Below are 16,396 nucleotides of genomic sequence, written 5' to 3'. Positions count from 1 at the left end.
GTAGGAAAGTATGATAGATTATTCAAACAAAAATAATATATTAGCTTAATAATCAATAAGATTCTATTAATAGGTTTAGTGAGTGGACTTTGCCATAACCTTTATTGGCACTCAGGTTACACTTTGTAATCGACAGATAAGGAGATCAATTTGACATCCGTGTTAGTCGCTCAATCTTGGCTCGGTGCACTGCTTTTACTGATAACGCTTCAAGCACCGCTTGCCAGTGCTTTTTCCAGTTCAGACTCCTGCGTGATGACTATGGGGTATCGCACCAGCGAACGCTTACCCTTTATTGGCGACGAGTCCAATAACACGGGATTTTATCACGAACTCTACCAAGCGGCGGCGGACAAGATTGGCTGCAAACTCAATGTGGTGCGCGCACCTAAATTACGTATTCTGCGGGATCTCAAACTCGGCAATATCGATTTTTATCCCGGCCTTAATTTCACCGAAGAGCGGGCTCAATACGCGCATTTTATCCCCAATGGACTTTCACAACGTGCGATTGGCATTAGCCGTGCTGGCGCCGCCGATATTCGCTCCATTGAACAGTTAGCCCATAATGAGATGACCCTCTTAATCGCCCCCGGCAGTTATGACTTTGGCGGCTTACCCGACAAAATCAAGGTACGCAAACCGCCTGAGTTAACCGTCCCTAAAGCCTTGGATTATTTGCTTTCAAACCAAGGGGACTTTTTTATTTATGATCAAACCACTTTGCATTATTACCTCAAAAATCGTGACCAAAGCCAGTTTAAACTCCACTATCACTACAGCGAATTACCGCAGGAAATGTACCTCGGTTTCTCGAAAAAAAGCCGCTACTACCGCGGTAGACACAACCCCAACTATCGCGCTGATATCCCCATCAGCCCAGATAACAGTCCCACAGTGTTAACACCAGATTCTAAAGTCTTTGAATTTGCCAAAGCACTCGCCGCCATGGATTCCCAAGGTGAAACTCAGCGCTTGTATAGCAAGTATTTTGGCTAGCTTAAATCACAAAAAGTACCGCTAACGCAGAGTTCTATTGGACCCCTTATCAATTGAGGTACCAATAAAGAGTTAAGCGAATCATGTTCTAACTGATTAAAAGTGGAAAACTTGTCTTCTGCTCAAGCCATATTCTGATGTTTTAACTCGCTTTGTTACCCTCTGCGACAATATGCCGCACCTGCCACACTGAGATGCTCTTTATAATGCAGCGCAATTAATCCAAGTGAATGGAAGACAATAAGATGGCTGCAAATTCTGCGTATTTATCTCACCCGTTTAAAACTTCAGTAATTTCCTCATCCCTCGCAATCGCCATGGGCTTATCGCTAGCGCCACAGGCCATGGCTGACGATAGCGAATTAGCCAATATTGAACGCTTAGAGGTCCATGGCCAACAGACCGAAAACCGTAACGCATTAGGCTCGGCTGAAAATCTACTGAAAGGGCAAGGAGTCGATTTCTCCGAAGCGGGCGGCGTATCGGCCCTACCTATCCTCAATGGCATGATGGGCGATCGCATCAAAGTGCTGGTTGATGGAGCAGACATTACCGCGTCCTGTGCAAACCAAATGAATCCACCGCTGTCCTATATCTCCGCCAATCAAATCACCACAGCCGAAGTCATTGCGGGCGTATCGCCAGTCAGTGCCGGTGGAGACAATATTGCGGGTGTAATCAAAGTCAGCAGCCTTAATCCTAAATTTGGTGAAAGCGAGGCTATCAAGTGGAATAGTGGCGATATTTCAACTGGATACCGCAGTGTGAGTGACACCTTATTACTCGGCACCAACGCCACAGTCGCCAGCAAAAATGTCAGTCTTAGCTATCAAGGCGCCTATGAAGATGCCAACAGCTATAAAGACGGCAATGGCGATAAAGTCATCGATACCCTGTACCGCGCACAAAACCATGCACTGACCGCCGCATGGCGCGATGAGACTCAAGAAGTTGCCATCAAATTGACCCACCAAAATATTCCATTCCAAGGTTTTGCTAACCAATACATGGATATGACGGATAACAAGAGTTACGGTGCCCTCGCCCGTTATCAACTCAAACTCGACGATGACGGTGAATTCAGTGCCCAAGTAAACTGGCACGGCGTGAAACACGAGATGGGCTTTTTCACCCCAGAAAAAACCGGCAAGATGCCAATGAACACTGAAGGTGATGACTACAGCTATCAACTACACTGGCGCTTGCCAATGGGTGATGACAGCACCTTACTGGTCGGCCAAGAATACTATAGCTACCAGCTCGACGATGTTTGGCCTGCGGTGCCTGGCACTATGATGGCGCCCAATGACTACATCAACATCAACGATGGTGAACGCCGCCGCGCCGCCGTTTATGGCGAATGGCAGCAAGATTTAAGTCAAAGCTGGTGGTTATCGGCGGGTGTTCGCTTTGAGTATGTCACCACCAATACCGGTGAAGTCCAAGCCTATAGCAACATGCCTATGATGGGCATGCCTAATGTCGACGCAGAAGCGGCAAAAGCCTTTAATGCGATGGACAGAAAACGTGATGATAATCTGATCGATGCCACCTTGCTGGCGCGCTATCAATTATCTACTAATCAACAACTTGAGTTTGGTTTAGCCCGCAAGAATCGTGCACCGAATCTATACGAACGTTACAGCTGGGGCCGCGGCACTATGGCGACCACTATGATAGGTTGGTATGGTGATGGTAATGGTTATGTGGGTAATCCGGATCTTAAACCAGAAACCGCCCATACCCTGAGCGCAGCCTACAAATATAACGATGATAGCTGGCAAGTTTCGACCACAGCTTGGTACACAGCAGTGACTGACTATGTCGATGCAGAAGTCATTGGTAGCTTCAATCGCACCAGTTCGCCTGATGGCAAACGCAATATTCTCCAATTCACTAACTTAGATGCCAATCTCTATGGCGCACGTTTTAATGCGCTCTACCAGTTTGCCGAAACCAGCACAGGTAAATGGCAAGTGTTAGGCAAAGTGAATGTAACCCGTGGCGAGCGAGATGAAGGTGATGAACCTTTATATCAAATCAAGCCGTTGCAAACTGAGCTGGCACTGCAACATCAGTTAGGTCAGTGGGAAAACAGTCTTTCATGGCAATGGGTTGCGACCAAAGATCGCGTAGATGACCGCCGCCTTGAAAATGAAACCGACAGCTACTCCTTGCTCAATTTGAACAGCAGTATGAAGTGGCAGGATCTGACTGTTACCTTCGCCGTGAATAATCTGTTCGACAGCTACTATGAGCTGCCACTGGGCGGCGTGAGTGTGGCTGAATTTAAGGCCGATAATACCAATGGCTTTAACCAGATTGCCGGTGCAGGTCGCTCGTTTGAACTCAGCGCAAGCTATGCGTTTTAACAACTGATTTTAAAGGCACTGTTTTTAACCATATGGTTTTTAACTGCACGGCTTTTTAGGTCGAACAGATCTAATCCGAACGTTAAACAAAAAGGGCAAGCAGATTAAGTGATTAATCGCTTGCCCTTTTTTATGCTCAAACCACATTCATGCTACTAACATTAAAGTACTGGCACTAAAGCACTGAGACGACTTAAGCGCACTATGCAGCACGGCTGAACGAGTGACACTATGGATTAGTTGCCCGCAATCTTCATTTCAGATAACAAGATGCCGCCTGTACGAATCGATGAGCGCAAATCAAAATCCTTACTCACGGCTTGTACACCACGGAACATCTCTTTTAAGTTACCCGCGATAGTGATCTCTTCCACTGGATATTGGATCTCACCGTTTTCAACGTAGAAACCGGCCGCACCACGGGAATAATCGCCCGTTACTATGTTCACGCCTTGGCCCATGACTTCGGTCACAATCAAACCTGTGCCCATGTCTTTCACCAATTCGTCGAAGGTTTGGCCTGTGTGGCCGAGCGTCCAGTTATAAATACCGCCCGCATGGCCCGTGTTGGTTAAGCCTAACTTGCGCGCCGAGTAGCTGGTCAGCAAATAGGTTTCTAACATGCCGCGGTCAATAATGCGTCTGTCTTGGGTCGCCACACCTTCACTGTCGTAGTTCGCGCTTGCCAATGCGCCCAATAAATGCGGCTGCTCTTCGATATTGAACCAATCGGGGAAGATTTGGGTGTTGATCGAATCCAATAAGAAACTGGATTTACGGTATAAACTGCCACCGCTGATCGCACCGATAAAGTGGCCGATTAACCCTGTGGCGATATCTGGCGCTAATAAAATGGGTAAACGCGTCGTCGCGATCTTGCGTGCACCGAGGCGACTTACTGTCTTCTCGGCGGTCTTTAAACCTACCGTTTCAGGTGCAAGCATCTCGCTGAATTTACGGGCGATAGTGTAATCGTAATCCCGTTGCATATTGCCTTCGCTATCTTCACCGATCACGCTGCAACTCAAGCTATAACGCGAGCTGCAATACCCGTTTAAGAAACCGTGGCTGTTGCCATACACTTTAACCGCAGTGTGAGCATTGGCACTGGCGCCATCGGAATTATTGATACGTGGATCGGCATCGAGCGCCGCAGTTTCGGCGCGGATCGCCAGTTGCGCTAACTCATCGGGGGAAATATCTTGTGGATAATACAGTTGAAGATCGCGGATCTGATTTGCCATCAAGGCTTTATCGGCAAGACCACTGAATGGATCCGGAGAAGTATAACGGGCGATATCGTCGGCCGCTTTCACCGCGAGGGCAATGGCCTCTGGACTTAAATCTGACGTCGATGAACTGCCCTTGCAACCATCGCGGTAAACCGTAATTCCTAAGGCACCATCTTTATTAAATTCAACGGTTTCAACTTCTTTTAAACGGGTAGAAACCGACAAACCTTGTTGTTTACTGATCGCCACTTCGGCAGCGTTAGTTCCTAATTTGTTGGCATATTCCAGCGCCACGGCCACCGCATCTTTCAGCGCGCCCAATTCACTATCGATTCTGTTCAAAGACACAAAGCTACTCTTTCGTTGTCGGCAATTGCCGTAGCATAACAAACACAAATCCCATTCACATTAATTATTCGCGGCGGACTTAGGCTTGAGAGCGTATCCTATACCCAAACAACCTGAAGATGCAGGATTCAGCGGGAGTTTAACGCACTTTAGGCAAGGCGGTTATTTGCAGACCTAGCGGGCTAAGTTAAAAATAACCAACACAGCATAAAGTGCGTTAAAACCCGCCGGGACGGAGCGCCTAGGGCACTCCACTTCCGTGTTGCATCAATTCAAAAGGTGGCCGACATTCTGTCATTGCTGCGCCTTGAATTGAAGCACCCTAGGCGCTCTGAAACTCGTATATTCAGGTAGCTTGGGTATAAACACATTCACCTAGGCGATTTTTGGCTGGAGATGTTATTATTAGCCAGTTATTTACTTGAGGTTTTATCTATATGAAGATTGTTGGTGATTCAGAACATTTTAAACAGCCCTACGACATAGATGAAGATTATGTCAGCAGCAAAACAACGGACAAGCGTGATAGCGAAGCCGTGCAAAAAGTCGGTATGGAGCTTGTTTCACTGAGCAAGACTCAGCTAGATAAAATCGAGCTGGATGAGTTTTTGTACGACGCTATCCTGCAAACACGTAAAATCAAGGTCAATACTGAGGCGTATCGTCGTCACATGCAGTATATCGGCAAATTGATGCGTAATTTTGATATTGAGCCAATCAAGGCTTCACTCGCTATCGTGTTGAATAAAAACAACAACGAGACCGCGAAGTTGCAGATGTTCGAAAAAATGCGTGAACGCTTACTCACCCAAGGTGATGATGAGATTCAAACTGTCGTCGAGCATTATCCGCAATTAGACAGACAAAAACTGCGTACTTTGGTGCGTCAAGCCACCAAAGAACTGGCCAAAGGCCCTGAATCAAAATCATCTAAAGAGCTGTTTAAATATCTACGCAGCGAAATCCAAGACTAATTAACTTCAGCCCCACAAGGATGTTGCTTATGCGACTTAGCAAAACGTTATCGGTATTTTCTTGGGTATTACTGGGCGCATTAGCGCTCAGTGGTTGTAATGGCGCAGCTGATGGCACCGACACTGACGGAACAACAGACAGCTACAGCTTAACGCTGGGCTATAAAACTGTAGTTAACGGCAAGTGCGCCGATGCAACCACCAATTTAAGCTTTGCCTCCGATACGAGTTTTTGTGCCGTCGCTACCTTAAAAAAGGGTTCGAGTAAACTTAGCGGCCAACTGATTAGCTTCGCTGCGACCTTAGGTACTGTTGCGCCAGCAACAAAACTCACCAATGCAGATGGCGTTGCTGAAGTCATCATTTCTAACCCTGCATTAACAGCAGAAGCTGGTACGGTAACGGCGAGCTATACGCCGTCTGATGCAGACGCATTAACTGCAAGCCGTAACTACGAGTTCGTTGGTTCAGGCAATGGCAACACCATTGAAACACCTAAACTCAGCGCCAGTATTTTAAGCAGCTCAGCCTTAGTCACTCGCTTTAAAGTCGATGAGTCGGTGCAATTACAAGCCATATTGCTCGATAGCGAAAGCAAAGGTATCGAAGGCGCTAAAGTCACCTTTACTGCAGGTTCAGCGGCGCTCAATCCTGCCAGTGCGCTGACCAACACTCAAGGTATTGCGCAGGTACCCTATACGCCAAGTGCAACTGAATTAGGGGCAAATGCCTTAACGGTCACTGTGGACTATCAAGGTCAATCGCTGCAAACCAGCAGTTTGTATGAAGTGTTGAGTAAAGATGCCGTCAATCAAGAAGGCACGCTAAAACTCGGCTCATTCAATGGCGCAGTCTTTACCGAAGGTCAATTGGCGAGCACCTTAACGGCCGATGCCAATGGCAAATATAAAATCAGCGCAGGCGGTAGTTTTGGTGTAAGTGCAAGTTTAGTATTAGAGGCCAATGACGGCACGGTTACGCGAGTACAAACACCCTCTTCCATCAGCTTTAGCTCAGATTGCACCACAAACAATAGCGCCACACTCGATACCCCAGTTACAACTTTATCGGGTAATGCGAGCTCGACCTTCCAAGACACAAGTTGCAGTGGCAACAGTGAACGTAGCGACCAAATCATCGCCACAACCGTAGCTGGCAATCAGACGTTAACGGCAAATTTCCCATTTACTCTACAACGCCAAACGCTTGCTAGCTTAAGTTTTGAGTCGGCAGAGCCTGCACAAATTCGCATCAAAGGTGCGGGCGGTACGGGTTCAAGCGAATCCTCTTTAGTCAGCTTCAAAGTCACCAGCGCCAATGGCCAACCTGCAGCGCAACAGAATGTCAGCTTTACCTTAGATACGGTTGTCGGTGGTTTAAGTTTTGCCAATGGCACTGCGAATGCGCAAAGCCTGACTAACTCCCAAGGCATCGCCAGTGTGCGCGTATTATCCGGCACAGTACCCACGCCTGTGCGCGTGGTCGCCACTGCTGTTGATACTGATACTAAAGAAGTCATCACTAGCCAATCTGAACAGTTAACCGTGAATACTGGTCTACCTCAACAACTTGGATTTAGTTTAGCGACGAGTAATGCCAACCCTGAAGCGGGTAATATTGATGGTGAGAAAGTCACAGTGACAGCAAGACTGTCTGATAGTTTTGGCAACCCTGCGCCCAATGACACAACAGTCAACTTCACCAGTGAAGGCGGCCAAATAGAGCCAAGCTGCTTAACTCAAAATGGTGTCTGCAGTGTGACTTGGACATCAAGCGATCCAAGACCTCAAGACCATCGCATAACAGTATTAGCCTACGCTTTAGGTCACGAAACCTTTTTCGACACCAATGGTAACAACCAATTTGATTCGGCCGATGGTAGCGCCATTGCAAAAGCTTGCTTGATAAATGGTGTTCCTGTGGCTTGCAGTGGTAACGGCTTAGATGTAGAAACCTTCCACAACTCAGGCTTTAGCGATTTGCCGACAGCCTTTCGCGATGATAACGAAAACTTCGCCTATGATAGTGGTGAACGCTATTTCGATAACCTCGCTAGCGACACCTATAAAGGTGCCGATGGCAAGTTTAACGGCCCTCAATGTCAAGGCGCACTCTGCGGGACAGGACAAGCGAATAAGACTTATGTTCGTAAAGCAGTTGTGATGATAATGTCTGGCTCAAAAGCCTATTTCTCCCTATGGCAAGATGGTGTCAAAGTATATGAAGATCGCCTAGGTCAAAATATTCTCAACAATCTTGAGTCTTTAACGGCAATTCCTGCAGGGCAAACATCCGAATTTACCGTAAAGTTCTACGACAGTGCAGATCAAATTATGCCCTCTAGTACAACGCTTAATATCGATGCGGATAAAGGGGAATTGCTATCAACAACCTATACTGTGCCTAAAACGAATGATGCTAATGCAAGTATGGCGGACTTTTTCCTCAAGAATACTGAAACCGCTAGCAGCCAAGTGGTACTAACAGTGAATACACCAAGTGGCGTTGAAACCTTGCTTAAGTTCAATGTGTTGCTGCAATAATAACGAACTGATAGATAACAAAAGACCCGCGAATGCGGGTCTTTTTATTGGAAGATTTTATTAGAGGATTACAACTCACGGCCCTTAGATCTACTACACATCTTTAGTTATAGCTGTGCATCTATGAGCCATGACACTCACTAATTTTATAGCTCTACTGCACGGCGTAAACGGAAACTCCGTAAAGCCAAATACAATGCTCCCACTGCCGCCCATATAAGCCCCAGCTCTAATGATTGTGGCTCTAAGTTTGCCCAAAGCACGCCAATAGTGCCGGCGCCACACAATGGCAAGACTAAGTATTGTAAGTGGTCTCTAAAAGATTTATTACGTCGATCCCTTAGGTAAAACTGCACAATCACGGATAAGTTCACGAAGGTGAACGCCACTAAAGCGCCAAAATTCACTAAGGCTAAGGCCATTTCCAAATCAAATGAGACGGCAGACAGCGCAAGCGCCCCCACCAACAAGACATTAAATGCAGGGGTTCGCCATCTAGGATGGATATAAGCAAACCCTTTACGTGGCAACATATTATCCCGCCCCATCACATATAAAATCCGTGCAACCCCAGCATGGGCAGCCATACCGGATGCCAATACGGCAACAGTGGTCGCCACTAATACGATGGACTGGAATAGATTACCACCCACATAGAGTGCAATTTCAGGCAATACCGCATCAAGCTGTTGAAAGCGGGAAATATCGGGGAAATAGAGCTGCAAAAAATAAGACACGCCAACAAAAATCACGCCACCGAGCAAAGCCGTCAACACAATCGCGCGAGGAATAACACGTTGAGCATCTTTAGTTTCTTCAGTCAGTGAACTTAACCCGTCAAAGCCGAGGAAGGAGAAACACAGAATCGTCGCCCCTGTGAATAATGGCGCCATCGCCATATTATCGGCATAAAATGGTCGCACACTCGCGACGACACCTTCGCCTTCACCGAGGGAAATGCTATAGGCCATTAGACCAATGAACACCACAATAATGGCGATCTGTGCAAACACTATCACCCCATTAAAGTTAGCGACGAGATCAATCCCCTTGAGATTAAGCAAGGTCATTATGGTCACAAGAGCAAAAATAAAGATCCAAGGTTCGACGCTGGGAAACATGGCGGTTAAATAGATTTTTGCGAGCAACATATTGATCATTGGCATAAACATATAGTCCAGCAGCGATGACCAACCCACCATAAAACCAACATTCGGGCTAAAGGTTTTTTGAGCATAAGTGTAGGCTGAACCCGCATAGGGATATTTACGTACCAAATGACCGTAACTAAACGCGGTAAATAAAATCCCCGCCAATGCGAATAGATAAGACGTAGCCACATGGCCAGAGGTGATCTCGGAAACAATACCAAAGGTGTCAAAAACGGCCATAGGCGTGAGATAGGCAAGCCCCATCACCACCACTTGCCATAAGTTGAGGGTCTGCTTCAAACCCGGATTTTGTTGGCTCATCAGCACACCCCCATTGTACAGGGTTGAACACCTAAGCACGCATCTGCAATTAGTTTTTGCTTGCGGCTAACCGTCTGCACTCTAGGTTTAATGGCTAACGCAACAACTTGATTTACAACAACTACCGACAATCCGGTACACAACAGCCCCATTGGTCTTTCCTCAGTAAAATAGGTTCAACTGAACCTCATATCATTTCCGGATGTTTACCGGCCTCAATTGTTTTAAAACACATACGCCATAAATAAAAAATAACCGAGATACTGAGTATCTCGGTTATTTTTTCGGCGCGCATTCTCCCCCAAAACCAACAAGAAGACAACCCAATAAAAATATTAAGTGATCCGCAATATGTGATGGCTTAGTGAAAAACGACAGAATTCAAGTACAAGACTTGATATCAGCTCACGATCCTCAATCTGCTTTAATCAGAACCAATATCTCCCTTTGTCGATACATTAGAAGAATCACCAGCAGCACTGCGCAGCAAGGTTTGTAATTGTTGTAGCTCGAGTCTGATGGCTTTCAACTCCTCGTGCATTTGTCTTTGTTCCTGCTCCAAGACTTGTTTGTCCTGCTCACGCTCTAATGCATGCTCTTCGTCACTGAAGGTTTGCATGGTATTGACGATAATCGCAATAAACAAATTTAGCATAGTGAAAGTAGCCACCAGAATAAATGGCACGAAAAATACCCAAGCATAAGGGTAAACTTCCATCACTGGCCGCGAAATTCCCATAGACCAGCTTTCAAGCGTCATTATTTGAAATAAGGTATAAAACGAATCAGCAATGGTGCCAAACCATTCCGGAAACGTACCACCAAAGATTTTGGTGGCGATCACCGCAAACACATAATAAATCAACAGTAATACCGTGGCGATCGATGCCAATCCAGGAAGTGATCCCAACAGAGCTGACACGACCCGTTTCATTGATGGCACAATTGTTAACACTCTCAGCACCCGCAACACCCGTAGCGAACGCAGTACAGCCAGAGGCCCAGATGCAGGGATCAGTGCAATCACTATCACGGTAAAATCAAACACACTCCAAGGGTCTTTAAAAAATTTTCCCCTATAGGCATAAATCCGCAGCAATAACTCCACGACAAATACACTCAGCAGCACCTTATCAAGACTCATCAACAAAGTACCGTATTGCGCCATCAGGCTGGCTGAGGTCTCCATACCTAACTGCACCGCGTTGATTAAAATCAATGCCAAAATAAAATGACCAAACCAGTTTTGCTCAACCAAGCTAATCACTCGTGCCTGCAAACCCGTTGGTACGTTAAGTAAAGATGTACTCATGTCGACTCCTATAATCACAATTGCGGCGATTGTAGCGAGTGCGCTTTCAGATGCCCAGTTTTTACGGTGGGTTAAATAACAACAGGGTTAAATGCAGTGGATTGAGCAAGATTTGGATAATATGAACAGCAACTTTTATGAGGGGGTGGGTAAAACGTCATTACGTCCTCAGTAAACGATTAACACTCGCCAATAAATATAAATCTAAGGTATCACTAAAAACTAATGGGTACCAATCAGCAACAATCTCGCTCGACGCTTAATCCCCAACATCGCTAGGCCGAAAAATACCGCAAATAAGCCCCAGAGTTGCAGCCATTTTGGCATCACACTCGCCCAACTTGCGCCCATTTGATTGAGTTCTAACATGCCCATAATCGCGGGCACGGCGGGAATAAACTGTGAGCCGAGTACTAAAGGTTCTGGGATCAGTGCTATCGGCCACACAAAACCTGACACGAATAGAATAGGCATAGAGATCAGCAGTAGCACTTGGGTGGGTAAATCGCGGCGAGTGAATAAGGTGCTCATGGCAACACCTGCGGCGGCGGTAGCCAGTAAAAACGGCAATAACCACAGCGCAACTAAGCCAAGGCTCGCTTGAATACTCACGTTATACCAGTGATAACAATAGCCCACATAAAAGCTGGTAAAGAAGATATAAATCAACATGAAAGCAAGGATACGGCCACAGACTAATTGCACCGGAGACACCTGCTGCCAATACCCTTTATGCCGCCATTGCCCTGCCCCCAAAATGCCAGTACCTATGAGTAAGGTTTGGTGCAAAATCAGCAAGAACAGTCCAGGTACTACATAGGGCGTATAACCTAGGCTCTGGTTAAAGGCTGGCACACTGTTAAGATGAAGCGAGTTTAAACTCTCTTGGGCCTGCTTAGGATTTTGTCCTTGAGCAAGCATGCCAATCAATTGCACTTGTTTTCCCGCATCCATTCCAGCGCTAACTAAGCCTTCAACAACCGCGGAATAAATCAAAAAGTAACTAGCATCACCGCCATAGCTTAGCGTCACACCTTTACCGAGCAATAAATCGCGGCGGAATCCTTCTGGGATCACGAGTAAGCCGTGGGCCTTACGCGTCTCAATAAAACGCTTCGCCTCAGTAATCGAACCGACTTGGCCTATGACTTGAATTTTTGCGCTGGCATCGGCATGACGGATCAATTGACGGCTTAGGGAAGAATGATCTAAGTCCACCACGATCAGTTGTTGCTCGGTCGGCACTTGATTCAAATAGGGCAAAGGATACAAAACCGAATAAAACAGTACACCGCCAAATAAGGTAACAGCGATCGCTTTATCGCTAATAATGGCCTTAAACTCAGTGAGGATCAGTCGCCACAGACTGAGCTGACGTGGTGTGTTTGCATGTTCGCTATTGGATAAATTCATCCTATTGCCCCTTCGCAGATATAGCTGCATCCGAGTCATAAACCGTCACTGCAGCATTGGTGTTAACTGTGGTAGGCAGTAATTTACGCGACAGGAAATATATCAAAGGTATCAGACAGATAAAGCCCCAATAGCTGGTGATTTGGCTCACTACACTTGGCCAAGTGGCGCCATAACTCACGATACTAACATGGGACTCAATATAATGGCTCGATGGCATGATAAGTCGCCACCACTGGGCTAATTGCGGCATTTCGTGAGTCGGAAAAGTAATGCCCATAAAGGCAAACGCTGGCGCAAATAAAGCAGTACAAAAGCTGATGACCCGCGCACTGTCACGCATCACTACAAATATTAATAACACTAAGCTCCAGACTGCCAATAACATGACTAATTGCGCGAGCAATAATAGGGCTAAACTCCCCGCCATCGGCAGAGCAAGATACAAATACAGCCAAGCTAAAATAAAGCCGCCCTGCAGCATCAATATCGGCGTAAACAGCACCATTTTCGCCCACACTTTAGGCCAAAAATGTTCAGTTAAGATATTCGACATGCCATCGGCCTGAGTGGTAGGCGCTAAATGCAGCTCTCGATTTAAACTGTTTGCCATCACTAACATAGATAACAACTGCCACAGCGCAATCAGCACTGGCGGTACTAAGAAACCTATGTAGTTGTTATTTCGGTTAAACAGGGCTGTTGTTTGGCTTTTGACTGGGCTTAAATTCACTGCGACTTGGGATTTCGGAGTACCATTAGCGAGCTGCTTTAAACCCGCCACTTGCTGTAATCCGTCACCTAAACTCAGCTGAATTTGGCTTGAGAGTAACTTACCCACCAGCAAAAATTGACTGTTGTAGCGCACATCAATTGTAGGCTTATGGCCTGTAAGTAAATCCTTTTTCATATCATAGGGAAAAACCACAATAGCGTAGACTTTCGCCTGTTGCATCGCGCTTATCGCCGAGGATAAGTCGGTAAAACTTTGCGGATCGGTAACTGGGTTTGCCTTAAGCTGACGGGTCAACATGCGGCTCAATTGACTATGATCTTGGTCGACAATCGCCACGGGCAGTTGCCTTGGCAGACCAGCACTGAACAACCACCATAAGCATAAAATCCCCAGTAGTGGAATATAACTTATCAGCGCTAACTGCCAAGGGTCATGCCATAGGGCACGCAGCTCACGGCGAACTAACGCTGTGAGCAACGCCATAAAGCTTATGCTTGATGGCTGTGATTCGCCCTTAATCTTGTCCGCCGCGTTGGCGTGAGGCGTACGTTCAGTCACGACTTTTACTCACTGCGCAGCAGCACAGACATGCCGACACGCAGATCGGTAATCGGCTGGTTTGGACGCAATTCCACCTCAAAGGTACGCATATCAAAATCATGGCCACTTTCGGTCGAACGCCAAGTGGCAAACTCACCCATCACGCTGATATGGGACACAGTAAAATCCACATCCTGCCCGAGTGCCGGAATCGTTAATTGAATTGTTTGACCTTTTTTGAAACGTTTAAGTTGGTCTTCTCGCACTTGGAACACGGCCCAAGCATCCTGCATATCAATCAAACTAACAATCGGAAAACCACTGGGTGCCAATTCACCCGCCTGTAACAGCACGTCGCTGATCTCACCTGATTTAGGTGCGCGCATTTGGCTATCTTCCATAATGGCGCTAACTTCTTTCACTGCACCTTCAGCCTTACGGGCATTACCTGCCGCAGCCACTTTGGTTTCCGCCCGCGCACCTTCCTCGGCCATTTGGTACATGGCTAAGGCCGCTTGTTCTGTGTATTTTGCCGCTTGCCATTGGGTAAAGGCTTCATCGCGTTTTTGTCTTGCCGCCACACCTTCGTTAAATAAGTTTTCGACGCGAGTATAAGTGGTTTTAGCGAGCGTTGCCGCCGCCTGCGCCTTGAGCCATTGCTCCTTGGCTGCCATCACTTCTTGGCTGCGAGCACCGTTGTTGGCTTCAAGCTGCATCGCCTTAGCGGCATCACGGCCACCTTCGGCCTGCATTAACTTTGCATCTAGCTCAGGACTGCGGATCGCAAATAATAAATCCCCTTGGGCCACACTATCACCGCGGCGCACGAGCACTTGTTCGACTCTGCCTGGCACCTTGGACGAAACATTGTACTCACGGGCTTCAATCTGGCCCTGCAACAAACTCGGCTGCGGGCTATAAGCGAGCTTAAGTCCATAGGCTAAGATAAGGCCTAATGCGACCAACGCCACAAGGGCAAGTATTCTGTTAGCGCGCATTGTTTGTCTCCTGCACTTGGGTAGGGGCTGTGGTACGACCGATAAATTCATCTAGTTGACCACTAATGGCCATTAATCTGGCATAGGCTTGCACGTAACGATAACGGGCAGCCAATTGCTGAGTTTTCACTGCGCTCAGTTTCAGTTCCGCATCGACTCTGTCGATAGAGGTTGAAAGCCCTTGATTAAAGGCGATGTCACGTAGGCGCAGGTTTTCAATAGCAAGTTCGAGCGAAGTATCGAGCGCCGTCACTTCTTCCTCGGCCTGTAATAATTGGCGATAGCTTTGATCCACCAGCAGGCTCAAGTCTTGTTTAGTTTGTGCCTTGGTATAACGAGCTTGTAAGAGTGCACTTTTCGCCGCTTCGACCTTACCGCTACGACCATCGCGACTGATCAGTGGCACATTGACCCCAACCCCAACCATCCAGTCAGGTGTGATGCTCGTCAAGAGTGTGTCTTCTTCATACAAGGTGTAGTTACCGAAGAGGAAAACCGTTGGATGGTATTTACCTTTTTCCAACGCTATTAAACCGTTTGCTTGCGTTTCTTTCGCTTCGAGCAATTTGAGCGCCGGATGTTGGCTCAGGGTAATTTGGCTGAGTTGAGCGAATGAAGGAGCCTGAGGCAATACAAATAAGGGAGAATTTGTGCTCACCTGACTTTGCTGTAGCATACGAGCCAGCGCGATCACTGCCATTTCGTGTTGCCGACGAGCACTGCCTAAATTGACTTTAGCATTGTCTAGGGCGACCTGCGCATTGAGGCGCTCGACCTTAGCAATTTGCCCTTCGCGCTCTAGTGCTAAAGCATGATCAACATGCTTAGCTAACGAGCCCACCAGATCGGTCTGAGTATTCACCAATGCCAACGTCACATCGACAGCGTAATATCTATCCACCAGCAGGGTAAATAAATCACGAGTTGCCAATTGTAATTCTTGTTGCTTCTCGGCCACCATAGCCGCGTGTATACCTTGAGCCGCAGTGATCTGTCCGCCCGTATAAATCGGCCACATTGCCTGTAAGCTGGCGCTAAAAATATCTTGCTCACTTAAGGGCAGCGGCGGAATACCCGCAATAATGCCGCCAAGCGATGGCGGGATAGAAACCACAGAATTTAATTCTTTCAGATCAAACTCAATCGGTTTATCCAAATGAATATAGTTACCGCGAATGTCTAATGAGGGCAAATTTAAGCTATCGCCCGCCTCTTGTTCACCCTTAGCGCGGTTAACTTCCTGGGATTGCGCTTGCAATTTGTCGCTCACCTTCAGCACTTGCTGCCAAGCATCAGTAAAGCTAATCGGCTGAGCATAGCCAGCCGAAGGCAATGATAATAGGCAAAGCCAGACTACACGTGATAGTTTCATTAACACCTCTAGAGTAGTTACTCTAATTTCCTTTGCGAATGATAACATTCATGGTGGGCAGCGACTAGAACCCATAAGCGTAAGG

Annotated in this window: 11 protein-coding genes; 4 read left to right on the top strand and 7 right to left on the bottom strand. The window is 47.0% G+C overall.

Features of this window, described 5'->3' with window-relative positions:
- Positions 1-150 precede the first annotated feature (150 nt).
- Positions 151-999: a substrate-binding periplasmic protein gene (locus KFE26_RS12065; RefSeq protein WP_131523433.1), complete on the top strand. Its 849-nt coding sequence runs from the start codon at positions 151-153 to the stop codon at positions 997-999.
- Between the two features lie 245 nt (positions 1,000-1,244).
- Positions 1,245-3,371, top strand: a complete 2,127-nt coding sequence (locus tag KFE26_RS12060; RefSeq protein WP_131523434.1) for a TonB-dependent receptor — start codon at positions 1,245-1,247, stop codon at positions 3,369-3,371.
- 236 nt (positions 3,372-3,607) lie between these two features.
- Here the strand turns inward: KFE26_RS12060 and pmbA are convergent, their stop codons facing one another.
- Positions 3,608-4,951, bottom strand: coding sequence for a metalloprotease PmbA (gene pmbA, locus KFE26_RS12055; RefSeq protein WP_212600530.1), 1,344 nt, complete (start codon positions 4,949-4,951; stop codon positions 3,608-3,610).
- A 437-nt stretch (positions 4,952-5,388) separates the two neighbouring features.
- Between pmbA and yjgA the strand changes: the two genes are divergently transcribed.
- Both yjgA and KFE26_RS12045 read left to right on the top strand, forming a co-directional pair.
- Complete coding sequence (gene yjgA / locus KFE26_RS12050) at positions 5,389-5,925, top strand: ribosome biogenesis factor YjgA (protein ID WP_105251298.1); 537 nt, start codon at positions 5,389-5,391, stop codon at positions 5,923-5,925.
- A 29-nt stretch (positions 5,926-5,954) separates the two neighbouring features.
- Positions 5,955-8,468, top strand: coding sequence for an Ig-like domain-containing protein (locus KFE26_RS12045; RefSeq protein ID WP_212600529.1), 2,514 nt, complete (start codon positions 5,955-5,957; stop codon positions 8,466-8,468).
- 146 nt (positions 8,469-8,614) lie between these two features.
- Here KFE26_RS12045 and KFE26_RS12040 read toward each other — a convergent pair whose 3' ends face one another.
- The 6 genes from KFE26_RS12040 to KFE26_RS12015 all read right to left on the bottom strand — a co-directional run bounded on the left by KFE26_RS12040 (position 8,615) and on the right by KFE26_RS12015 (position 16,311).
- Complete coding sequence (locus tag KFE26_RS12040) at positions 8,615-9,940, bottom strand: APC family permease (protein ID WP_198573072.1); 1,326 nt, start codon at positions 9,938-9,940, stop codon at positions 8,615-8,617.
- Positions 9,941-10,364: 424 nt separating this feature from the next.
- Entirely contained in the window at positions 10,365-11,252 is an 888-nt protein-coding gene (locus KFE26_RS12035; RefSeq protein ID WP_212600528.1) for an ion transporter, read from the bottom strand.
- Between the two features lie 222 nt (positions 11,253-11,474).
- Positions 11,475-12,665, bottom strand: coding sequence for an ABC transporter permease (locus KFE26_RS12030; RefSeq protein ID WP_198573070.1), 1,191 nt, complete (start codon positions 12,663-12,665; stop codon positions 11,475-11,477).
- A gap of 1 nt (position 12,666) precedes the next feature.
- Complete coding sequence (locus KFE26_RS12025) at positions 12,667-13,884, bottom strand: ABC transporter permease (RefSeq protein WP_212600535.1); 1,218 nt, start codon at positions 13,882-13,884, stop codon at positions 12,667-12,669.
- An 80-nt stretch (positions 13,885-13,964) separates the two neighbouring features.
- Positions 13,965-14,939, bottom strand: coding sequence for an HlyD family secretion protein (locus tag KFE26_RS12020; protein WP_173247150.1), 975 nt, complete (start codon positions 14,937-14,939; stop codon positions 13,965-13,967).
- On the bottom strand, positions 14,929-16,311 hold the full coding sequence (locus KFE26_RS12015; RefSeq protein WP_212600527.1) for a TolC family protein: 1,383 nt from the start codon (positions 16,309-16,311) through the stop codon (positions 14,929-14,931). Before KFE26_RS12015 ends, KFE26_RS12020 begins: the two co-directional genes overlap by 11 nt.
- Positions 16,312-16,396: the final 85 nt, after the last annotated feature.

It is taken from the genome of Shewanella sp. M16 (assembly GCF_018224605.1).
In the GTDB taxonomy this organism is placed as follows: domain Bacteria; phylum Pseudomonadota; class Gammaproteobacteria; order Enterobacterales; family Shewanellaceae; genus Shewanella; species Shewanella oncorhynchi.
The sequence above is the reverse complement of the archived record's forward strand: the minus strand, read 5'-3'. Positions and strand labels throughout refer to the sequence as shown.